Genomic DNA, 21,465 nt, shown 5'->3' on the forward strand with positions numbered 1-21,465 from the left:
CCGTACGGACCGGACCGGAGCGTTCAGGGAACTCAGGACGCTCAGGGCGCGACGAGCTTGCTGACGGTCTCCAGCTCGACGTCCGTACGGGCGATGGCCTGCGCGTCCGCGTCGATCGACCGGCGCAGCGCCTCGTGCAGCCGCGCCGGGGTGAGGACCCCGAGGAACCGGCCGGTCTTCTCCCGGTCGATGACCGCTATCCAGCCGGCGTCGTGCTGGAGCATCGTGGCGAACGCCTGCTTGAGCGAGGCGCCGACCGGCAGCCACGCCTCCATCCGGCGCGCGTGCTCCCGTACGGTCCCCGCCTCGGCCCCGCCCGCCGTGGCGGCCCGGTCGGCGGAGAGCCAGCCGTGCAGATTGTCGTCGGAGTCCAGGACGACGGCCCAGCGCGCGCCCTCCTTGGTGAGCTTCGCCGCGGCGCGCGGGAGCGGGTCGTCGAGATGGACGACGGGCGGCTGTTCGAGGTCGCCCTCCTCGATGGGGGTGACGGAGAGCCGCTTCAGGCCGCGGTCCGCGCCGACGAAGTCCGCGACGTACGGGGTGGCCGGGGCGCCGAGCACCGCCGTGGGGGCGTCGAACTGCTCGATCCTGCCGTGCCCGTAGACGGCGATACGGTCGCCGAGCCTGACGGCCTCCTCGATGTCGTGCGTGACGAAGAGCACAGTCTTGCGCACGGCCGCCTGGAGCCTGAGGAACTCGCTCTGGAGGTGGTCGCGCACGACCGGGTCGACCGCGCCGAACGGCTCGTCCATCAGCAGGACGGGCGGGTCGGCGGCGAGGGCGCGGGCCACCCCGACGCGCTGGCGCTGGCCGCCGGAGAGCTGCTCGGGGTAGCGGTCGCCGTAGACGGACGGGTCCAGTCCGACCAGATCGAGGAGTTCCGCGGCGCGCGCCCGGCCCTTGGCGCGCTGCCAGCCGAGGAGATGCGGGACGGTCGCGGTGTTCTCCAGGACCGTCTTGTGCGGGAAGAGACCGACCTGCTGGATGACATAGCCGATACGGCGCCGGAGGCTGACCGGATCGATCGCGGATATGTCGTCCCCGTCGAGGAATACGCGGCCCTCGGACGGTTCGATGAGGCGGTTGACCATTTTCATGGTGGTGGTCTTGCCACAGCCGGAAGGTCCGACGAGCGTGACCAGTTCGCCCTCGGAGACCTCGAAGGAGAGGTCGTCCACAGCGGTGGTGCCGTCCGGGTACCGCTTGGTGACATGCTCGAATCGGATCATGGTTCCCCATTGTGCGGCGCGTTGTGTGAAGGCAATGTTGCTGGAATGTGGCGGGCTTCCGCGAATGTCAGAGGTCGGGGATAGGCTCGCCGGAGTAGGAGGTTGTGGAGGCCGACGCGTGTGTGCGCGGCCGGACGGGGAGGCGGGGGTGGATGGGTACGCAAGGATGCCTGGCGGCGAACGACTGGATCTGCGGGGAATATCTCCGCTCCCGTAGCCAGGAGTTGATCGACGCCACGGTCCAGCACGTGTGGATCACGGCGGTCTCGGTCGCCATAGGACTGCTGGTCGCATTTCCGCTCGCGCTGCTCGCGCGGAGCAGGCCCGCATTCACCGCCCCCGTACTGGGCCTGACGACCCTGCTCTACACGATTCCCTCGCTCGCGATGTTCTCGCTGCTGCTGCCGGTCTTCGGACTCTCCGCCGGTCTGGTGATCACGGGCCTCGTGCTCTATTCGCTGACCATTCTCGTACGGAACATCATGGCGGGACTGGCGTCGGTGCCGGAAGAGGCCAGGGAGGCCGCCCGCGGGATGGGGTACGGGCCGGGGCGGCTGCTCTGGGAGGTCGAGCTGCCGCTCGCGCTGCCCGCGCTCATGGCCGGTCTGCGGATCGCCACGGTGTCGACGGTCGCGCTGACGACGGTCGGTTCGATCGTGGGTCGTGGCGGGCTCGGCAATCTCATCGACGACGCGTTGCAGAGCTTCTTCAAGGCGCAGGTGCTGACGGCGTCGGTGCTGTGCGTGCTGCTGGCCGTCCTGGCCGACCTGCTGCTGCTCGGGGTCCAGCGCGCGCTGACGCCCTGGACCCGCATACGTACGCGCGCGGCGAAGGCGGTGGGGTGAGCATGGGGTTCCTCGGGGACGCGTGGGGCTGGCTGACGACGGGTTCCAACTGGTCGGGCGACGGCGGGGTGTGGCAGCGGCTGGAGGAGCACATCGTCGTCAGCGGGGTCTCGATGGCGCTCGCCTGCGCGATAGCCCTGCCCCTGGCGCTCTTCCTGGGGCACATCGGCAGGGGCGGCGCGCTCGCGATCAACATCTCCAACGTGGGGCGGGCGGTCCCCGTCTTCGCCGTGCTCGCGCTCTTCATGGTCTCGCCGCTGCGCAACTCCGGCTCGGTCCCCACGATCATCGCGCTGGTGCTCTTCGCGGTGCCGCCCCTGCTCACCAACGCCTATGTGGGCATGCGCGGGGTGGATCCCGCGGTGGTGGAGGCGGCGCGGGGCATGGGGATGTCGGGGCGCCAGGTCTTCGTCCGGGTCGAGCTGCCCCTCGCCTACCCGATGATCATGACCGGGCTGCGGTCGGCCGCCGTCCAGGTGGTGGCCACCGCCACCATCGCGGCGATGGTGGGCCAGGGCGGGCTCGGCCGGATCATCACCGCGGGGTTCAACACGTACGACACCGGGCAGGTGGTCGCGGGCGCGCTGCTCGTCGCGCTGCTGGCGCTGCTCGTCGAGGGCGCGCTGGTGGCGCTGGACCGGGTGATCGACCCGGCGCCGTCCCTCGCCGCGGTGGCTGCCGACGGCGGGGAGCCCGGCGCCCGTACGACCGACCGTGCGACGACGGACGACCGGGTGAAGACGACCGTGTGAAGACGACCGTGTGACAGCGAGCGACCGTGTGACGACGACCCGTGTGATCACGACAGGCTTTTTCTGCTTCTTTGGAGAGTGGACATCATGAGCAAGACCTCGCGTTTCGCGGGCGCGGTACTCGCGGTGGCGGCGCTGAGCGTGTCGCTCGCCGCGTGCGGCGGCGACAGCCTGGAGAAGAACAAGAGCGGTGCCGACTCCGGTTCCGGCGCGGCGTCCGGATCGGGCGGGAAGGGCTCGCTGGTCGTCGGCGCCGCGGCCTTCACGGAGTCCAAGGTGCTGGCGGAGCTGTACGCCCAGGTGCTGGGCGGCGCCGGGTACTCCACGTCCGTCACGACCGTGAAGAACCGTGAGCTGTACGAACCGTCCCTGGAGAAGGGCGAGATCGACGTGGTGCCCGAGTACGCCGCGACGATCACCGAGTTCCTCAACGCCAAGGTCAACGGGGCCAAGGCGGCGCAGGAGAAGCCCCTCGCCTCCAGCGACGCCGCCGCCACGGTCGCCGAGCTGAAGAAGCTTGCCGAGCCGCGCGGGCTGAAGGTGCTGCCCGCCGGGCAGGCCGTCGACCAGAATGCCTTCGCCGTCAGCAAGGAATTCGCCGGCAAGAACAACCTCAAGACACTTTCCGATCTTGGAAAATCCAAGATCAAAGTCAAGATCGCGGCAGGCGACGAGTGCGAGGTACGGCCGTTCTGCGCCCCGGGTCTCAAGAAGACCTACGGTATTGATGTAGCGGGCATCGACCCCAAGGGAGTCGGTACGCCCCAGTCCAAGCAGGCGGTCAAGGACGGCGTGGACCAGATGGCCCTCAGCTCCACCACCGACGGCACGCTCGACAGTTACGGACTCGTGGTGCTGGAGGACGACAAGAAGCTCCAGAACGCGGACAACGTACTGCCGGTGGTCAATGCCAAGGACGCCGGTTCGCAGGAGATAGCGGATGCCCTCGGCAAGCTGACGGACACCCTGACGACCGCGGATCTCGCGCAGTTGAACCTCAAGGTCGACGCCGAGCGCGCCAAGCCCGAGGACGTGGCCAAGGAGTATCTGGAGTCCAAAGGTCTGGTCAAGAAGTAGCCGAAGAGCGCCGCGTGAACGGTAAGCGGACGGTAAGCCGCGGCAGGCAAAACGGAGTTCTGTAGAGGAAACAGCGGACGGGCGGGAGGGATGGGGGAGCGGAGTCGACAACAGGCCGGGAAAGATTGTCCGACCGGTTCCCCAATCGGCGTCCACGCACGGTAAATTTCAGGCCATGCCACGTGGACGCCACCGCCATTCCCCACCCCTCCACAAGCTTCTGCCGCCGACGGCGGTCGCCGGAGCCGCGGTTCTCTGCGCTGCGGGCTCCTGGCTGTTCGCGGATCCCCTGGTGCTCCGCGGGCTGATCGCGGCGACGGCCGCCGCCGCGATCAGCGGCGCCGTCTTCATGCGGAGCTGGGACCGGAACGCGGGCCGCCGGGTCGCCGAGCTGACCCGCGGCCGGGAGAGCGACCACTGGAAGACCGAGGAGCGTATCGCCGAACTGGAGGCCGACGTCGAGGAGTCGCGCGAACTGCGCGCCAAGCTGGACGCCAAACTCCGCTCCAAGCGGATCGAACTGGCGGGCCTGCGCGGCGAGCACGCCGCGCTGCTGCGCCGGTACGCCACGGCGGAGACCGAGCGGGCGACCGCGCTGGAGGGGCGGCGTCAACTCGCCCTGGAGGCGGCGGCCGAGCCCAAGGCGCTGACCGCCGCGAGCGGCGGCCCGGCCAAGGACGCCTATGTCGGAGCGGCGCGCGCCCTGGACGAGCTGACGCGCAACGGAGTGGCCCAGCAGGTGAAGCGGACGGTCGAGGCCGCCCGTGCCCGCGATCTCGCGGAGCGGGCGACGGAGGCGGAGGAACCGCAGGGGAAGCACGCGGCGGCCGCCGGCGCGGAGCAGCACAGCCGCCCGTCGGCGGCGGCCGCCGGCGCGGAGCAGCACAGCCGCCCGTCGTCCGCCTCCTCCGCCCCTTCCACGCCCTCTGTGCCGATCGCGTCCGCGATCGTCCCGTACTCCCCGGCGGGCCGTCCCGGACGCCGCTCCGAGGGCGGCTTCGACTTCTTCGGCGCCCAGTGCGCCCATGTCCTTGAGCCCCGGAACGGCGCCCAGGACGCCGGGACACCGGCCGGCCCGGAGAGCAGCACGGGCCCACGGGACGAGGCGGCCCCGACGGACCCGACCGCTACGGCGGATGCGGCGGATGCCGTGAATACGGAGCAGGCACCGGCCGACGCCGCGCCCGTACCCCTGGACCGGCTGGCGCGCGTGGCGCGCGAGGACCTCGCCGATGTCGTGGGCGAGGAGGCGCTCGCCGAGCGGCGCAGGGCCGAGGAGCGGGGGATCGGCCAGGTCATCGACCTGACCGCGCACGACGAGACCGAGCAGCTTCCCCTCGGTGAGCTGCGCGGCGCGATCAGCTCGTAACGCCGTACCGGGCGTACGTCACGCACACCGTGGGCCTGTTCGGGGACGCCCCCGGACAGGTCCACCGGCCGGTCTACTTGTCGATGTCGCCGACGACGAAGAACAGCGACCCCAGGATCGACACCATGTCCGCGACCTGCGTCCCGGGCAGCAGTTCGGTCAGCGCCTGGATGTTGTTGAACGAGGCGGAGCGGAGCTTCAGCCGGTACGGCGTCTTCTCGCCCTTCGACACCAGGTAGTAGCCGTTGATGCCGAGCGGGTTCTCCGTCCAGGCGTACGTGTGCCCCTCCGGCGCCTTCAGCACCTTGGGCAGCCGCTGGTTGACCGGCCCCGGCGGCAGCTCCCCGATCCGGTCCAGACAGGCGTCCGCCAGCGCGAGCGCGTTGTGCGTCTGCTCCAGCAGGCACTCGAAACGGGCCAGGCAGTCGCCGTCCTGGCGGGTCACCACCGTGAGCACATCGGCCAGCTCGCCGTACGCGAGGTAGGGCTCGTCGCGCCGCAGGTCGAAGTCGACCCCGGAGGCGCGGGCGATCGGCCCCGACACCCCGTACGCGTGCACCGCCTCCCGCGACAGCACCCCGACGCCGCGCGTCCGCCCCCGGAAGATCTCGTTGCCGAGGACCAGCCGGTCGTACACGTCCATCCGCGAGCGCACCTCGGCGATCGCGTGCCGGGCCCGGCCCAGCCACCCCGCGGGCAGATCCTCCTTGAGGCCGCCGACCCGGTTGAACATGTAGTGCATCCGGCCGCCGGAGACCTCCTCCATCACGGCCTGGAGCTCCTCGCGCTCCCGGAACGCGTGGAACATCGGGGTGATCCCGCCCAGTTCGAGGGGGTACGAGCCGAGGAACATCAGGTGGTTGAGGACCCGGTTCAGCTCGGCGAGCAGCGTTCTGAGCCAGACGGCCCGCTCGGGGACCTCCATGCCGAGCATCCGCTCGACGGCCATCACCACACCCAGCTCGTTGGAGAACGCCGACAGCCAGTCGTGGCGGTTGGCGAGCACCACGATCTGCCGGTAGTCACGGGCCTCGAACAGCTTCTCCGCGCCCCGGTGCATATAGCCGATCACCGGCTCGGCGTGCCGGATCACCTCGCCGTCGAGCACCAGGCGCAGCCGGAGCACCCCATGGGTGGAGGGGTGCTGCGGACCGATGTTGAGCACCATGTCGGTGCTCTCCGCCGCGCCGCCGATGCCGACCGTCGTCCGGGTGGTCTCCGTCATGGGCGACAGTCTCTCAGAGGCGCGCGGACGGCCCGCGAACACCCTTCGCCGTCCTTTGCGGGCCTTCGCCGTCCTTGGCCGTCCTCCGGCATCCTCCACCGTCAGAGGTCCCCCGGCTCCCACAGGTCCTCCGGCGTGATCCCGGCCGGCTGCGTCAGCCAGCCGAAGTCCCCGAGGCCGCCGCGCGCCGTCAGCTCCGCCGCCTCACCGGCCGCCGCGAGCGCCCGTACGTACGCCCCCGGGTCCGAGGACGCCAGCGTGAGCGGCGGGCGCGCCCCGCGCACGCCCAGCCGGTGCAGCGCCTCACGCTGGCGCAGCAGTTCGGCGCCGGGCAGCGGGCAGGCGTCCGCGCACGCGTCCAGCGCCACATGCGCGGTGAGGTCGCGGGTCCCGTCCGGTACGGGGGCCACCTCCCGGCCCGCCCGGAAACCGGTGAGTGTGCCGAACGGCGGCCGGGCTTCCCGTACGTGCGCGTAGTCCACGGCGACCGCGAGCCCCCGCTCCAGCGTGCCGACCGCCGCCGCCCACGCCTCGTCGCGCGGGCGGCCGATCTCCGCGCGGCTGCCGGGCCCCGCCGGCGGCCACCAGCGGGCGAGCCACCGTGCGTCGGCGCCCTCGACGGGCCTGCCCAGTTCCTCGGAGCCGTCCGGCCGTACGAGGACGTACCGTACGACCCCCTCGGGATCGGTCTCGGCGATGTCGAGCGGCACATTGTCCAGCCACTCGTTCGCGAAGAGCAGTCCGACGGTCCCGGCCGGCGGCTCCGCGCACCACTCCACGCGCGGGTCGAGCCCCGGCGGGCGCGGGGCGCGTTCCACGGCGTACGGGTGCACCGTCAGCCCTGCCGGAACCGCCGCCAGCACGCCGGTCAGCAGCTCGCCCCGGCCCGCGCCGACATCGATCAGCGCCACCTCGTCACGGCCGAGCAGCCGCGCGGTCCGCACCAGCAGCCGGGCGACGGCCCCGGCGAAGAGCGGGGAGGCGTGCACCGAGGTACGGAAGTGGCCCGCGGGGCCCTCGGGCCGCAGATAGAAGCCGCCGGGGCCGTACAGCGCCGCCTCGGCCGCCGTACGCCAGCTCACCGGCCCGGAACCGGGCCCGCCGCCTCGCGTCTCGCGCGACTTACACGTCTCACCCGTCACGTCATCCGTCACGGCGCCAAGTCTCCACCTTGGGGAGTAGGCTTCCGCCGACCGGATCGATCCTCCGGTTGACCCCTCCGGCTTATCCGCTTCCCTACGCTGGGTTACGTGCAGCGCTTCTACGACTTTCTCCGACGACACCCGACGGGCGTCGACAGCTTCTGGGCTGTCCTGCTCTTCGGGATCTCGCTGTTGTGGGCCGTCCAGGAGAACATCGGCGTTGAACCACGGCTGATCGCCATCGTCCTGACCGTTCCGCTGTGCGTGGCGGTGGCGCTGCGGAGGCACGCGCCCGAGTACATGCTGCTGCTGGTGACGGCCGTGGGCGTCGCGCAGCTCGCGCTGAACGTGCACGTCAGCCCGGCCGACTTCGCGATGCTCGTCGTCATCTACACGGTCGCCGCGCGCGGCGGGGCGCGCTGGGCCCCCCGGTTCGCGCTGGTCGGCGGGGTGCTCGCGGCGCCGCTGTCACAGCTCCGCTGGCCGGTGGACGAGGCGGGCGTCACGGGCCAGATCTTCTTCACCGCCGTACTGGTCGTGCCGTTCGTGCTGGCCTGGGTGCTGGGCGACTCGATGCGGACCCGCAGTGCCTACTTCGCGCAGTTGGAGGAGCGGGCCACCCGCCTGGAGAAGGAGCGCGAGGCACAGGCCAAGGTGGCGGTCGCCGCCGAGCGCGCCAGGATCGCCCGCGAGCTGCACGATGTCGTCGCGCACAACGTGTCGGTCATGGTGGTCCAGGCGGACGGCGCCGCCTACGTCCTGGACGCGGCCCCCGACCAGGCCAAACAGGCCCTGGAGACCATCTCGACCACCGGGCGGCAGGCGCTCGCTGAGATGCGCAGGCTGCTGGGCGTGCTGCGGACCGGGGACACCAAGGAGAGCGGGGAGTACGTTCCGCAGCCCGACGTCGGTCAGATCGAGGACCTGATCGAGAAGGTACGGGAGGCGGGCCTGGCCGTGGATTTCAAGATCGAGGGCACCCCGAGGCCGCTGCCCAGCGGGGTGGAACTGACCGCGTACCGCATCGTGCAGGAAGCCCTCACGAACTCGCGCAAGCACGGCGGCCCGGACGTCGGCGCCAGCGTCCGGCTCGTCTACTTCGACGACGGGCTCGGCCTGCTCGTCGAGGACGACGGCCGGGGCGCGGCGCACGAACTGTACGAGGACGGCGGCGCGGACGGGCGCGGCCACGGGATGATCGGCATGCGGGAGCGGGTCGGCATGGTCGGCGGCACGCTGGACGCGGGCCCGCGTCCGGGCGGCGGCTTCCGGATCAGCGCGCTGCTCCCTCTGAAGGCGGCCTAGTGCAGCGCCGGGGGCGGAGCTCGCCGGCCCCCGCGCCCCGTTCCTCCGTCCCCGCCGCCCCACCACCCTCCGCACCACTGATGGCCCCTACCGGACAAGGAACCCCGATGTCGATCCGCGTGATGCTCGTCGACGACCAGATGCTGCTGCGGACCGGCTTCCGTATGGTGCTGGCCGCGCAACCGGACATGGATGTCGTCGCGGAGGCCGGGGACGGCGCGGAGGCGATCGAGAACCTGCGCTCCACCGAGGTCGACGTCGTGCTGATGGACGTACGGATGCCCAGACTGGACGGCGTCGAGGCGACCCGCAGGATCTGCGGGGTGCCCGGCGCCCCGAAGGTCCTCATCCTGACCACCTTCGACCTCGACGAGTACGCGTTCTCCGGGCTCAAGGCGGGCGCCAGCGGCTTCATGCTGAAGGATGTGCCCCCGGGCGAGCTGCTGAACGCGATCCGTGCCGTGCACAGCGGCGACGCGGTCGTCGCGCCGTCCACGACCCGCCGCCTCCTCGACCGCTTCGCGCCGATGCTGCCCAGCAGCGGCAAGCCGCAGAACAAGGAGTTGGGACGGCTGACCGAGCGGGAGCGCGAGGTCATGATGCTGGTCGCGCAGGGGCTGTCGAACGGTGAGATCGCCGGACGGCTGGTGCTGTCCGAGGCGACCGTGAAGACACACGTGGGCCGGATCCTCACCAAGCTCGGGCTGCGCGACCGTGTCCAGGTCGTCGTGCTCGCGTATGAGACGGGCCTGGTCAGGGCGGGCGGCGGGGCGGGCTGACCCCGGTGCTGCTATGGCTCAACGGCCCGTTCGGCGGTGGCAAGACCCAGACCGCGTTCGAGATCCGGCGGCGGCTGCCGGGCAGCGTCGTCTGCGACCCGGAGCATGTCGGCTTCGGCCTGCACCGGATGCTGCCGCCCGCGCTGCGCGACGACTTCCAGGATCTGCCCGCGTGGCGGCAGGGCGTGTACGAGATGCTCGATCTGGCCCTCAGGAAACACGCGGGCACGGTGATCGCGCCGATGACCCTGGTCGACCCCGGCTACTTCGACGAGATCGTCGGCCGGCTGCGCGAGAAGGGCCACGACGTACGGCACTTCGCGCTGCTGGCCGAGCGCGCGACCGTACTGCGGCGGCTGACCGAACGCGGCTGGGGGCGGGGGCTGCAACGGGAGAGCTTCGCCGTCCGGAAGCTGGACCACTGTCTGGAGGCGCTGGCCGCACCGCGGTTCGCCGAGCATCTGCGCACCGACCGGCTGACGCTCCCGCAGGTCGCGGACCACGTCGCCGCGTCCGCCGGGCTGCGGCTCGCGCCGAACACGTACGGACGGCGGCGCCACCGGCTGCGGCAGCTCCGGGTCGGTCTCGGCCACATCCGCTTCGACTGACGCGCGACAGCGGGCTTCCCGGCGCGGCTCCGCGCGGCGAGGCTCCAGTCGGTGCGGCGGCTCCGCTCGGTGCGGCCGGCCTGCCGGCCGGCAGGCTCAGCGCATCAACCCCTCCAGGAAGTCGCTGCCGAGTCTGGCCACCACGGTGACGTCGAGCTGATGCAGCACATGGCGTCCGCGCCGCATGGACGCCGTACAGCAGCACCTGCTCGACACCTACCGCGCGGCCCGGCACGGTGAGCCCCCTCCACCGCCGCCCGGCCGCTACGACCGCTACGACCGCCAGACGGTACGCACGATCCCGGAGTACCGCCGTACGCACCGGGCCGCCCCGCGCGCCCCCTGGTACACCCGCCTGGCCCGGCTTCCGCGCGTGCTCCGCGGCGGCGCACCGCCGGGCGGCACCACCCCGTGACCGGCCGCCCGGCCGCCGGTCACCCCGTCGTGTCCAACTGCCGCTCCTGCTCTTCCTGGACACGGCGTACGAAGTCCTCGACCGCCGCCCGGACATCCTGGGCGGTCCACTCCAGACCCGCCCGCGCCACGGTCACCTCCGTGAAGGCGAGGCCCGGGGGACCGGCGGGCGCCGGATTCCAGACACGGAACAGCGTCACCCCCGTCTCCTCGGCCTGCCGCACCGCCGCCTCGCTCAGCACCTCGGGCTCGTACGGCAGCCACACCTGGAACTGGTGGGTGTGCGGCGGCTCGGGGTGGACGCGGAACCACGGGACCGGGGACGCGGCCAGACCCCGCGCCAGCTCAGCGGCCACCATGCGCGCGTGCGCCGCGTACGCGGGCAGCCGGGGCAGCTCGCGCTCCAAGCCCAGCAGGGCCGACAAGGCGGCCGGGAACTGCTGGAAGACCTGGCCGCCGTAGCGGTGGCGCCAGGTGCGCGCCTCCTCCACCAGCTCCTCGGGGCCCACCAGCGCCGCGCCCGACAGGCCCTCCAGAGACTTGTAGAAGGACACGTACACGCTGTCCGCCAGGCCCGCGATCTCGGCCAGCGGACGGCCGAAGTGCGCGGTGCACTCCCACAGGCGCGCGCCGTCGACATGCACCACCGCGTCCCGCTCGCGCGCCGCCTCCACGACGGCGACCAGCTCGTCCCAGGAGGGCAGGACATAGCCCGCGTCCCGCAGCGGCAGCTCCAGCATCAGCGTGCCGAAGGGCTCCGCCAGGTCCCGTATCTCCTGCGCGGTCGGCGGCCGGGGCTCCCTCGTCGGACGGACCGTGAGCAGCCCGCTCACCGCCGACAGCGCGTCACGCTCATGGACCTCAGGGTGCGCCAGCGGATGCACCGCCACCGTGCGGTTGCCCGTACGCCCCGCCCAGCACCGCAGCGCCACCTGCTGCGCCATCGTGCCCGTCGGGAAGAACGCCGCGGCCGGGAAGCCGAGCAGCCCGGCCACGCGCCGCTCCAGCTCGGCGACCACCCCGTCCCCGTACATGTCCGCCGGGTCGTCCGGGCCGTGCACCTCCCCCGCGTCCGCCGCCAGGGCCGCCAGCCGCTCCCCCAGCCGCAGATCCATGGCGGGGCGCGCCAGCGCCCGGTGGGACGCCCGCCACGCGGCCGGCCTCCGCCGCCGTACGGCCTCGTCCTGCCCGGTGGTCGTCCCGGTCGTCCCGCTCTCCCTCGTCGTCCCGGTCTCCCCGGTCTCCCCGGTCACCTCGGCCGTCCCGCTCGTCTCGTTCATGGACCGATGATGGCTCACCCCGGACCCGTCGTGGCAGGGCTGTGGATATCGCCCACAGCCTGTGGACAACTCGGGTGGTGGTGCGAAACGCTGGCGTAGCATGGCGAGAAATCGTCCGGTACCCCCTGCGGACTGGAACGGAAGGCCCTCGCGTGAACGCATCAGCTCAAGAGTCCTTCGACCCCCGGGACCGCCCCGCCCGGCTCACGGTCGGTGTCGTCGGCGCGGGCCGCGTCGGACCGGCGCTCGCGGCGTCGCTCCAGCTCGCCGGTCACCGCCCGGTCGCCGTCTCGGGCGTCTCGGACGCCTCCGTACGGAGAGCGGGTGCCCTGCTCCCCGACATCCCGCTGGTCACCCCCGCCGAGGTGCTGGCCCGCGCCGAGCTGGTCCTGCTGACCGTCCCCGACGACGCCCTGCCCGGCCTGGTCGAGGGGCTGGCCGAGACCGGCGCCGTACGGCCGGGACAGCTCCTCGTGCACACCTCGGGGCGGTACGGCACGCGCGTCCTCGACCCCGCCCTGCGCGCCGGCGCGCTGCCGCTCGCCCTGCACCCCGCGATGACCTTCACCGGCACCTCAGTGGACGTCCAGCGGCTGGCCGGCTGCTCCTTCGGGGTCACCGCGCCCGAGGAGCTGCGGCTGGCCGCGGAAGCGCTGGTCATCGAGATGGGCGGCGAGCCCGAGTGGATCGCGGAGGAGTCCCGCCCGCTCTACCACGCGGCGCTCGCTCTGGGCGCGAACCACCTGGTCACACTGGTGGCGCAGGCCATGGAACTGCTCCGTGCCGCCGGGGTCGCCGCCCCCGACCGGATGCTCGGACCGCTGCTCGGCGCGGCCCTGGACAACGCGCTGCGCTCCGGCGACGCCGCCCTGACCGGACCTGTGGCGCGCGGCGACGCGGGCACGGTCGCCGCGCATGTCGCCGAGTTGCGCGCGCACGCGCCCGGTGCCGTCGCCGGCTACCTCGCGATGGCCCGTACGACGGCGGACCGGGCGCTGGCGCACGGGCTGCTCAAGCCGGAGCTGGCGGAGGACCTGCTCGACGTGCTCGCGGGCGGCGACAGCCTCGGAAACGCCACGGGCGGCGGCGCCGGAGGCACCCGATGAGCCTGATCAGCCCCACCGCACGGACCGGCCCCACCGCACGGACCGCCGAGACCGGAGAGACGGACCCCATGAGCTTCGAACTCGCCGCCACGCGCGCGGACCTCGACCGCCTCCTGGACCGGCGCGCCCCCGGCGCCCGGATCGGCGTCCTGTTGACGATGGGCGCGCTCCACGAGGGCCACGCCACGCTCGTACGCGCCGCCCGCGCCCGGGTCGGTCCCCAGGGCCTCGTCGTGGTCACCGTCTTCGTCAACCCGCTCCAGTTCGGCGCCGGGGAGGACCTGGACCGCTACCCGCGCACCCTTGAGGCCGACCTGAAGGTCGCGCGGGAAGCCGGCGCCGATGTCGTCTTCGCGCCGGGCGCCGACGAGGTCTACCCCGGCGGCGCCCCGCAGATCACCCTCTCCGCGGGCCCCATGGGCGAGCACTTCGAAGGCGCCGCACGCCCCGGCCACTTCGACGGCATGCTCACGGTCGTCGCCAAACTCCTCCATCTCACCCGCGCCGACGTCACCTTCTTCGGCCTCAAGGACGCCCAACAGCTCGCCCTGGTCCGCCGGATGGCCCGCGACCTGAACTTCCCGGTCGAGATCGTCGGCGTACCGACGGTCCGCGAGGACGACGGCCTCGCGCTCTCCAGCCGCAACCGCTACCTGTCGGTGGCCGAGCGCCGTACCGCCCTGGCGCTCTCCCGCGCCCTGTTCGCCGCCCGCGACCGGCTCGCGGCCCAGCACGCGCTGCGCGCCCGCGCCGCATCCGCCCCTGCGCCCGGCGCCCGCGCCGCCCGCCTCTCCGCCCTCGGCGAGCCGCGCCTCGCCGCCGACGCCCACGCGGTGGCCGCAGCCCGTACCCCGGACGGCGCGGACGCCGTACGGGCCGCGGCCCAGGGCGTCCTCGACGAGGCCGCGCGCGCCGTACCGCCGCTGGACCTCGACTATCTCGCCCTCGTGGACCCCGCGGACTTCACCGAGGTCTCCGACGGCCACACCGGCGAGGCGGTCCTCGTCGTGGCCGCGAAGGTCGGTACCACCCGGCTGATCGACAACATCCCTCTGACCTTCGGAGCCCCCCAGTGACCGGACGCCCGACCGGAACCGGAATACGGCTGACCGCCCCCACCCCCGGCTGGGCCCTCGACGCCGATGTCGTCGTGGTCGGCTCCGGTGTCGCCGGACTCACCACCGCCCTGCGCTGCACCGCCGCCGGCCTCCGTACCGTCGTCGTCACCAAGGCCCGGCTGGACGACGGCTCCACCCGCTGGGCGCAGGGCGGCATAGCCGCCGCCCTCGGCGAGGGCGACACCCCCGGGCAGCATCTCGACGACACGCTCGTGGCGGGCGTCGGACTCTGCGACGAGGAGGCGGTCCGCACCCTCGTCACCGAGGGCCCGGCCGCCGTACGCCGCCTCATCGACACCGGCGCGCACTTCGACACCTCGGCCGCCGGCGAACTGCACCTCACCCGCGAAGGCGGCCACCACCGCCGCCGTATCGCCCACGCGGGCGGCGACGCCACCGGCGCCGAGATCTCCCGCGCCCTGGTCGAGGCCGTCCGCGGGGCCGCGCTCCGCACCGTCGAGAACGCGCTTGTCCTGGACCTCCTGACGGACGGACAGGGCCGTACGTCGGGCGTCACCCTCCATGTCATGGGCGAGGGACAGCACGACGGCGTCGGAGCCGTCCACGCCCCGGCCGTGGTCCTCGCCACCGGCGGCATGGGCCAGGTCTTCTCCGCGACGACCAACCCCCCGGTCTCCACCGGCGACGGCGTGGCGCTGGCGCTGCGCGCGGGCGCGGAGGTCTCCGACCTGGAGTTCGTGCAGTTCCACCCGACGGTGCTGTTCCTCGGCGCCGGGGCCGAAGGCCAGCAGCCGCTGGTCTCCGAGGCGGTACGGGGCGAGGGCGCCCATCTCGTCGACGCCGAGGGCGTCCGCTTCATGCTCGGACAGCACGAACTGGCGGAGCTGGCCCCCCGCGACATCGTCGCCAAGGCGATCACGCTGCGGATGCGGGAGCAGGGCGCCGCGCACATGTATCTCGACGCGCGGCACTTCGGCGCCGAGATGTGGGAGACCCGCTTCCCGACGATCCTCGCCACCTGCCGCTCCCACGGCATCGACCCGGTGACGGAGCCGATCCCGGTCGCCCCCGCCGCCCACTACGCCTCCGGCGGGGTCCGCACCGACCTGCGCGGCCGTACGACGGTCCCGGGCCTGTACGCGAGCGGCGAGACCGCCTGTACGGGGGTCCACGGAGCCAACCGGCTGGCCTCCAACTCCCTCCTGGAGGGCCTGGTCTTCGCGGAGCGTATCGCCGCCGACATCGCCGAGGGGGCCGCGCGCGGGGCCGAGGGCGCCACGCCCCGGCGCGGGCCCGCCGAGGCCGCACCCCTACCGGTCGAACCGGCCGGCACGCTCCACCTCCCGCTCATCGCCCCCGAGGCCCGCGCCGGCATCCAGCGCGTCATGTCCCAGGGCGCCGGAGTGCTCCGGTCCGCCGCGAGCCTCGAAGCCGCCGCGGCGGCCCTGGAGGCGGTCTTCCAGCAGGCCCCACCCCCCGGCGCCGACCACCCCACCGACCCGGAGCCGCCCGCCGGATCCCCCGGCAAGGCCGCCGTCCCCGGGGTCGACGCCTGGGAGACGACGAACCTCCTCTGCGTCGCGCGCGTCCTGGTCGCCACCGCACTGGAGCGCGCGGAGACCCGGGGCTGCCACTGGCGCGAGGACCGGCCCGAGCGCGACGACACCGACTGGCGCACCCATCTCGTCGCCCGGCTCGCACCCGACCGCGGCCTGGTCCTGCGCCGTACGGCGACGGCCGCCTTCCCGCCCGTCGACCCCCCTTACATCGACCCCTCTCCCGTCGCCCCGTCCGACGCCGTCCCCACCGCCGTCCCGGATTCCGACGTACCCCCACGTCCAGCCAACGCCCCCAGGGAGCCGTAACCGTGAGCACGCCCGAAGACAGTCCGCGCCCCGAGCCCGTGGACGTACCGCTCATCCAGATCGGCGCCCCCGCCGGAGCCTCCGCGGGCGGCTGCGGTGACCACTGCGGCTGCGGCGACGAGGACGGGTACGACCCCGCGGACCTGGAGTGCGGACTCGACCCCGCCCTCGCCCAGCTCCTCGCCGACGCCGGACTCGACCCCGTCCAGGTCGAGGACATCGCCCATGTCGCCATCGAGGAGGACCTCGACCGCGGCGTGGACGTGACGACCCTGGCGACCGTCCCCGAGGACGCCGTCGCCACCGCCGACTTCACCGCCCGCGAGAACGGCACGGTCGCCGGACTGCACATCGCCGAGGCCGTCCTCTCCCTCGTCTGCACGGAGGAGTTCGAGGTCGAGCGGCACGTCCTGGACGGCGACCGCGTCGAAGCGGGCCAGAGGCTGCTCAGCGTCACCACCCGCACCCGCGATCTGCTCACCGCCGAACGCAGCGCGCTCAACCTCCTGTGCCGGCTCTCCGGCGTCGCGACCGCCACGCGCGCGTGGGCCGACGCACTCGAAGGCACCGGCGCCAAGGTCCGCGACACCCGCAAGACCACACCGGGGCTGCGCGCCCTGGAGAAGTACGCGGTGAGGTGCGGCGGTGGCGTCAACCACCGGATGTCGCTCTCCGACGCCGCCCTGGTCAAGGACAACCACGTCGTCGCCGCGGGCGGCGTCGCCGAGGCGTTCAAGGCCGTACGGGCCACCCTGGAGGAGCTGGGCACGCCCGATCTGCCGGTCGAGGTGGAGGTCGACACCCTGCACCAGGTACGCGAAGTCCTGGACGCCGGCGCCGATCTGATCCTCCTGGACAACTTCACCCCCGCCGAGACCGCCGAGGCCGTCGGGGTCGTCGCGGGCCGCGCGGTCCTGGAATCCTCGGGCCGGCTCACGCTCGACAACGCCCGCGCCTACGCGGAGACGGGCGTCGACTTCCTCGCGGTCGGCGCGCTGACGCACTCCTCCCCGATCCTCGACATCGGCCTGGACCTGCGCGAGGTCGGCGCCTGATGCTGCTCACCATCGACGTGGGCAACACCCACACCGTCCTCGGTCTGTTCGACGGCGAGGAGATCGTCGAACACTGGCGCATCTCCACGGACGCGCGCCGCACCGCCGACGAACTCGCCGTCCTCCTCCAGGGCCTGATGGGCATGCACCCGCTCCTCGGCGAGGAACTGGGCGACGGCATCGAGGGCATCGCGATCTGCTCCACGGTCCCCTCCGTCCTGCACGAGCTGCGCGAGGTGACGCGCCGCTACTACGGCGACGTACCCGCCGTCCTCGTGGAGCCCGGCATCAAGACGGGCGTGCCGATCCTGATGGACAACCCCAAGGAGGTCGGCGCCGACCGCATCATCAACGCGGTCGCCGCGGTCGAGCTGTACGGAGGCCCCGCGATCGTCGTCGACTTCGGTACGGCGACGACCTTCGACGCGGTCAGCGAGCGCGGCGAGTACACGGGCGGGGTCATCGCCCCCGGCATCGAGATCTCGGTCGAGGCGCTGGGCGTCAAGGGCGCGCAGCTCCGCAAGATCGAGCTGGCCCGGCCGCGCAGCGTGATCGGCAAGAACACCGTCGAGGCGATGCAGTCGGGCATTCTGTACGGCTTCGCGGGCCAGGTCGACGGCGTGGTGTCGCGCATGGCGCGCGAGCTGTCGGACGACCCGGAAGAGGTGACGGTCATCGCCACCGGCGGCCTCGCGCCGATGGTCCTGGGCGAGGCGTCCGTGATCGACGAGCACGAGCCGTGGCTGACCCTGATCGGCCTGCGCCTGGTGTACGAACGCAACGTCTCCCGTATGTGAGCCGCTTTCCGGTTCGTGAGCCCTGCCCGTAGGTGAGCGCGGCCCCCTAGGCGTGGCGGCCCATGGGACCGCGTCGCCCCCGCGCGGGCCCGTGAGCCGCCTTCACGGGCCCGCACGGGGGCGCCGGGCGGCGGGACCCACCCGCCCCGCGGCCCGTTCACGCCGGCCCCCACTCCGGGCGCGCCCGGAGTGGGGTATTAAGCGGATTTTGTCCCTTTGGCGCGTACTGTCGCCCCATGCCCACGCCCTACGGATCCCGCGGCGGCATGGCGTTCGGCGCTGACGAGCTGTGTGTGCTCCGACGCGCCCTCGCCACCGCCCTGCACCCCGCCCCGCTCCCGCGCGAAGACGTCCAGGACTGCCTGCGGCTCGCCGAGTCCGTGGACGAGGCGGTACGCGAGGCCAGGCGGATGCGGGCGTTCCTCGTCGCCGACCTGGCCCGCTACCGCCAGGCGCTGCCCGGCTCCGTCACCGGCTATCTCGAACTGCTCCAGGACGCCCTGGCCACCGGTTACCCGCCGGGCCCCGACGACCTCGCCGCGCTGCGCGCCCTGCGGGGCAACCCGGCCGCCGCGGCCCTGCTCGACCACTGCCGACGGCTCGCCGAGCGCTCGGTACGGTCCCGCTTCGCGGGGCTGGGTGGCGCGGGGCACCGTACGGCTCCCGCGCCCCGCACGGCCCCCGCGCCCCGTACCCGGCTCCTCGCGCTGCCCGGCGGCCGGGCGGCCGACGAACCGGCGCGCGAGCCCCGGGAACCCGCCAAGCCCGCCAAGCCGGCCCGGCCCGCCAAACCCGCCGAGCCCGCCGAGCCGCGCCGTCCCGCGCCGGACAAGCCGATGCCCAAGCCGTCCGAGGTCTTTCCGCCCCGCCGCAGACCCGCGCCCCCGCCGGAACGGCTCGCCGTCGGCTAGCTACTCTGGACGGCATGGACTACGTCTCCGCGCTGCTGCCCCCCGTGGTCATGGCCACGTTCTTCACCCTCCTGGTCAGGACGATCGTCAAGAGCCAGGGTGGCCCCAATAAGGCCAAGGAGGACGCGGCCGTCGACGCGGCCCTGGCCCGCACGGAGGCCGCCGGGCACGGCTCCACCCCGGAAGCGCACCGCGCCTGAGGGACTCCGCCCGCACGCGGCACCGGACGCGTACGGATGCCGCCTACGGATGTACGAACGTACGGACGTACGACTGAAACCCAGTCGTACGTCCTTTTTGTTACGTCAATAACCGGCCATTCGGACATCTCGCACTATGGTGGCGGGGTGCCCCGTCAATTGGGAGACCTGGAAGACGCCGTCATGACACGCGTCTGGCAATGGAACCGTCCGGTCACCGTCCGGGAAGTCCTCGAAGACCTTCAGCGGGAACGGTCCATCGCCTACACCACCGTCATGACCGTAATGGACAATCTCCATCAGAAGGGCTGGGTACGCCGGGAAGTGGACGGCCGTGCCTATCGATATACGGCGGTCTCCACCCGTGCCGCCTACGCCGCGGCCCTCATGAACGAAGCCTGGTCGAAGAGTGACAACCCGGCCGCCGCACTCGTCGCCTTCTTCGGCATGATGTCGGCCGAGCAGCGCCAGGCCCTTGAGGACGCCGTCCGTATGGTCCGGGTGAACAGTCCGGACGTACCGGTTGTCCCGGAACCGCTTCAGGCCCCCGTGGAAGCGCCCGAAGCCCAGGAAGTGCCCGAACCCCCCGAAGCCCCGGAAGCCGTGGAGGGCCGGCCGGGAGAGGGCGCCGACGGCGGTTCAGGGCCGGGGCGATAGCGTCCGGTCATGCCCTCAGTGCCACCCGTTCCCAATGCCGAAGCAAATGCCCTCACCGTCCGGCGGGCCAGGACCAGGGATGTACCGGCGATCCGGCGTCTCGTCGACGCTTACGTGAGCGAAGGCATCCTGCTCGACAAAGCGCCGGTGACCCTTTACGAGGACATCCAGGAGTTCTGGGTCGCGGAACGCGACGCGGACGCGAGCGTCATCGGCTGCGGCGCCTTGCACGTGATGTGGGAGGACCTCGCCGAAGTGCGCACACTCGCCGTTGATCCCGTGGTCAAGGGGGCCGGAGCCGGACATCTTCTGCTGGACAAGTTGCTGGAGACGGCCCGCTGGCTCGGAGTGCGCCGGGTATTCTGCCTGACCTTCGAAGTCGAGTTCTTCGCGAAGCGGGGCTTCGAGGAGATCGGTGAGACCCCGGTCGGCCGAGATGTCTACCGAGAGCTGCTGCGTTCCTATGACGAGGGTGTTGCCGAGTTCCTCGGTCTCGAACGGGTGAAGCCGAACACCTTGGGCAACAGCCGGATGCTTCTGCATCTGTGATCGTCCGACTCCGCAGAGCTCTATGTCCGAATCGCGCACGTTTCCCGTCCTGTTGCGCCTGTGAACCTCTCCCGGGGGTTTGTGTTTTCCTGAGAAAAGCGGTTTCCTTTCCGCGTACTGCATTTTCGATGAAAGGAAATCCGGTGGCACAGAAGGTTCAGGTCCTTCTTGTCGACGACCTCGACGGCGGCGAGGCGGACGAGACAGTGACGTTCGCTCTGGATGGCAAGACCTACGAGATCGACCTCACCACGGCCAATGCGGACAAGCTGCGGGGTCTCCTCGATCCGTACACCAAGGGTGGCCGGCGTACCGGTGGCCGCGCCGCGGGCAGTCGTGGCAAGGGGCGCCTGGCGGCCGGTGGCAACAAGGACACCGCCGAAATCCGCAAGTGGGCGAAGGAGAACGGCTACAGCGTCAACGACCGCGGCCGTGTTCCCGCCGAGATCCGTGAAGCCTACGAGAAGGCCAACGGCTGAGTATTCGTACGGAACGTATTTCCGCGCAGCAAGCGGGCCCGGTGGCACTCTGTGGCCGCCGCGTCCACGAGCCGTACGAGATCGGGGGCACCCCCACCCCTGCCCCCGTTACCGTCCCCCCGTCCGGAGAGTGTGAGCACCGGCAGCGTCGGTTCCACCTCACGTCCGGGCTCGGGGGGCCGCAGCCACACGGCGGCCCCCTGTGCCGCGCCGCCCGCCGGCCGCGGGGGAGCGGCACTCCGTACGGCATCGCGTACGGCATTCCGCACAGGGGCGGCCATCCGTCCGCCCGCGCCGAGCGCCGTCAGCCCCAGGGCGATACCGCCCCAGTCCAGCCAGTCGAGCAGCCCGGGCAGCTCGTCCGCGCTCCCCTCGGCCACCAGCAGCCGGACCAGGCCGCCGCAGCCGCTGAGCGCCACAGGACCGCCCGTCGGGCCGGTCCGCCGCAGCAGCGCGGCGCCCGCGTCGGCCGGCAGCTCCAGCACATCGAAGCGGACCCCGGTGAGCAGCCCGAGCGGCGGCCCGGACGCGGTCGGCCAGCCGAGCCCGTCCTCGTACCATTCCTGGTACCACTCCTCGCACCACTGCGCGTACGGCTCCGTGTACCGCGCGTACCGGGGGCCGCGACCGTCGTCGGAGGGAGCACGGGGTGGCGGAACGGTCGGAGTCATACCCCGGGAAACTCCCGTCCACCGCCCGGAGTTACGCTCGGTACGCGCTCCATCGCGCACAGTCCCCGATT

The 21,465-nt window shown here is 72.4% G+C and carries 23 protein-coding genes; 18 read left to right on the forward strand and 5 right to left on the reverse strand.

Features of this window, described 5'->3' with window-relative positions; all coding sequences use genetic code 11:
- Positions 1-41: 41 nt before the first annotated feature.
- A complete protein-coding gene (locus ACIQ7D_RS24445; protein ID WP_403940821.1) occupies positions 42-1,229 on the reverse strand; it encodes an ABC transporter ATP-binding protein in 1,188 nt (395 codons plus the stop codon).
- Between the two features lie 152 nt (positions 1,230-1,381).
- On the opposite strand from ACIQ7D_RS24445, the gene ACIQ7D_RS24450 reads away from it, so the two are divergent.
- The 4 genes from ACIQ7D_RS24450 (at position 1,382) to ACIQ7D_RS24465 (ending at position 5,272) form a co-directional block, all read left to right on the forward strand.
- A complete protein-coding gene (locus ACIQ7D_RS24450; RefSeq protein ID WP_403940822.1) occupies positions 1,382-2,074 on the forward strand; it encodes an ABC transporter permease in 693 nt (230 codons plus the stop codon).
- A gap of 2 nt (positions 2,075-2,076) precedes the next feature.
- Positions 2,077-2,826 (forward strand): ABC transporter permease, encoded by a 750-nt coding sequence (locus tag ACIQ7D_RS24455; protein ID WP_403940824.1) that lies wholly within the window; start codon positions 2,077-2,079, stop codon positions 2,824-2,826.
- 87 nt (positions 2,827-2,913) lie between these two features.
- Positions 2,914-3,903, forward strand: coding sequence for an ABC transporter substrate-binding protein (locus ACIQ7D_RS24460; RefSeq protein WP_403940826.1), 990 nt, complete (start codon positions 2,914-2,916; stop codon positions 3,901-3,903).
- A gap of 175 nt (positions 3,904-4,078) precedes the next feature.
- Positions 4,079-5,272 (forward strand): hypothetical protein, encoded by a 1,194-nt coding sequence (locus ACIQ7D_RS24465; protein WP_403940828.1) that lies wholly within the window; start codon positions 4,079-4,081, stop codon positions 5,270-5,272.
- Positions 5,273-5,345: 73 nt separating this feature from the next.
- Here ACIQ7D_RS24465 and ACIQ7D_RS24470 read toward each other — a convergent pair whose 3' ends face one another.
- Positions 5,346-6,497, reverse strand: a complete 1,152-nt coding sequence (locus ACIQ7D_RS24470) for an NADH-quinone oxidoreductase subunit D (RefSeq protein ID WP_403940830.1) — start codon at positions 6,495-6,497, stop codon at positions 5,346-5,348.
- Positions 6,498-6,598: 101 nt separating this feature from the next.
- Positions 6,599-7,579, reverse strand: coding sequence for an SAM-dependent methyltransferase (locus tag ACIQ7D_RS24475; protein ID WP_403940905.1), 981 nt, complete (start codon positions 7,577-7,579; stop codon positions 6,599-6,601).
- A 168-nt stretch (positions 7,580-7,747) separates the two neighbouring features.
- Here ACIQ7D_RS24475 and ACIQ7D_RS24480 point away from each other — a divergent pair, with 168 nt between their 5' ends.
- The 4 genes from ACIQ7D_RS24480 (at position 7,748) to ACIQ7D_RS24495 (ending at position 10,746) form a co-directional block, all read left to right on the forward strand.
- A complete protein-coding gene (locus ACIQ7D_RS24480; RefSeq protein WP_403940831.1) occupies positions 7,748-8,944 on the forward strand; it encodes a sensor histidine kinase in 1,197 nt (398 codons plus the stop codon).
- Positions 8,945-9,051: 107 nt separating this feature from the next.
- Positions 9,052-9,723, forward strand: a complete 672-nt coding sequence (locus ACIQ7D_RS24485; RefSeq protein ID WP_403940833.1) for a response regulator — start codon at positions 9,052-9,054, stop codon at positions 9,721-9,723.
- Between the two features lie 5 nt (positions 9,724-9,728).
- The gene (locus tag ACIQ7D_RS24490) at positions 9,729-10,331 is read left to right on the forward strand and encodes an AAA family ATPase (RefSeq protein ID WP_403940835.1); all 603 of its coding nucleotides are present in this window, start codon (positions 9,729-9,731) and stop codon (positions 10,329-10,331) included.
- Between the two features lie 184 nt (positions 10,332-10,515).
- On the forward strand, positions 10,516-10,746 hold the full coding sequence (locus tag ACIQ7D_RS24495) for a hypothetical protein (RefSeq protein ID WP_403940837.1): 231 nt from the start codon (positions 10,516-10,518) through the stop codon (positions 10,744-10,746).
- A gap of 19 nt (positions 10,747-10,765) precedes the next feature.
- On the opposite strand, the gene ACIQ7D_RS24500 is transcribed toward ACIQ7D_RS24495, so the two are convergent.
- Positions 10,766-12,025, reverse strand: coding sequence for a threonine aldolase family protein (locus ACIQ7D_RS24500; RefSeq protein ID WP_403940839.1), 1,260 nt, complete (start codon positions 12,023-12,025; stop codon positions 10,766-10,768).
- Positions 12,026-12,177: 152 nt separating this feature from the next.
- On the opposite strand from ACIQ7D_RS24500, the gene ACIQ7D_RS24505 reads away from it, so the two are divergent.
- From ACIQ7D_RS24505 to ACIQ7D_RS24550, 10 genes are all read left to right on the forward strand, one after another.
- Positions 12,178-13,131 carry a Rossmann-like and DUF2520 domain-containing protein gene (locus ACIQ7D_RS24505; protein WP_403940841.1) on the forward strand — a complete coding sequence of 318 codons (954 nt, stop codon included), beginning with the start codon at positions 12,178-12,180 and terminating at the stop codon, positions 13,129-13,131.
- Positions 13,132-13,199: 68 nt separating this feature from the next.
- Positions 13,200-14,207, forward strand: a complete 1,008-nt coding sequence (gene panC / locus ACIQ7D_RS24510; protein ID WP_403940906.1) for a pantoate--beta-alanine ligase — start codon at positions 13,200-13,202, stop codon at positions 14,205-14,207.
- Positions 14,204-16,075 (forward strand): L-aspartate oxidase, encoded by a 1,872-nt coding sequence (locus tag ACIQ7D_RS24515; RefSeq protein ID WP_403940843.1) that lies wholly within the window; start codon positions 14,204-14,206, stop codon positions 16,073-16,075. Before panC ends, ACIQ7D_RS24515 begins: the two co-directional genes overlap by 4 nt.
- A 2-nt stretch (positions 16,076-16,077) precedes the next feature.
- Entirely contained in the window at positions 16,078-17,130 is a 1,053-nt protein-coding gene (gene nadC, locus ACIQ7D_RS24520) for a carboxylating nicotinate-nucleotide diphosphorylase (RefSeq protein WP_403940845.1), read from the forward strand.
- Entirely contained in the window at positions 17,130-17,927 is a 798-nt protein-coding gene (locus ACIQ7D_RS24525) for a type III pantothenate kinase (RefSeq protein ID WP_329822185.1), read from the forward strand. The genes nadC and ACIQ7D_RS24525 overlap by 1 nt, the downstream gene beginning before the upstream one ends.
- Before the next feature lie 266 nt (positions 17,928-18,193).
- Positions 18,194-18,838, forward strand: a complete 645-nt coding sequence (locus ACIQ7D_RS24530) for a hypothetical protein (protein WP_403940908.1) — start codon at positions 18,194-18,196, stop codon at positions 18,836-18,838.
- A 14-nt stretch (positions 18,839-18,852) separates the two neighbouring features.
- Entirely contained in the window at positions 18,853-19,038 is a 186-nt protein-coding gene (locus tag ACIQ7D_RS24535) for a hypothetical protein (protein ID WP_403940847.1), read from the forward strand.
- 147 nt (positions 19,039-19,185) lie between these two features.
- Positions 19,186-19,695 (forward strand): BlaI/MecI/CopY family transcriptional regulator, encoded by a 510-nt coding sequence (locus ACIQ7D_RS24540; protein WP_403940849.1) that lies wholly within the window; start codon positions 19,186-19,188, stop codon positions 19,693-19,695.
- 9 nt (positions 19,696-19,704) lie between these two features.
- Entirely contained in the window at positions 19,705-20,244 is a 540-nt protein-coding gene (locus ACIQ7D_RS24545) for an amino-acid N-acetyltransferase (RefSeq protein WP_403940850.1), read from the forward strand.
- Positions 20,245-20,387: 143 nt separating this feature from the next.
- Entirely contained in the window at positions 20,388-20,723 is a 336-nt protein-coding gene (locus tag ACIQ7D_RS24550) for an Lsr2 family protein (RefSeq protein WP_365806118.1), read from the forward strand.
- Here ACIQ7D_RS24550 and ACIQ7D_RS24555 read toward each other — a convergent pair.
- The gene (locus tag ACIQ7D_RS24555; protein WP_403940853.1) at positions 20,702-21,394 is read right to left on the reverse strand and encodes an SCO3374 family protein; all 693 of its coding nucleotides are present in this window, start codon (positions 21,392-21,394) and stop codon (positions 20,702-20,704) included. The genes ACIQ7D_RS24550 and ACIQ7D_RS24555 overlap by 22 nt on opposite strands.
- Between the last annotated feature and the right edge of the window lie 71 nt (positions 21,395-21,465).

It is taken from the genome of Streptomyces sp. NPDC096310 (genome assembly GCF_044763125.1).
Lineage (GTDB): Bacteria > Actinomycetota > Actinomycetes > Streptomycetales > Streptomycetaceae > Streptomyces.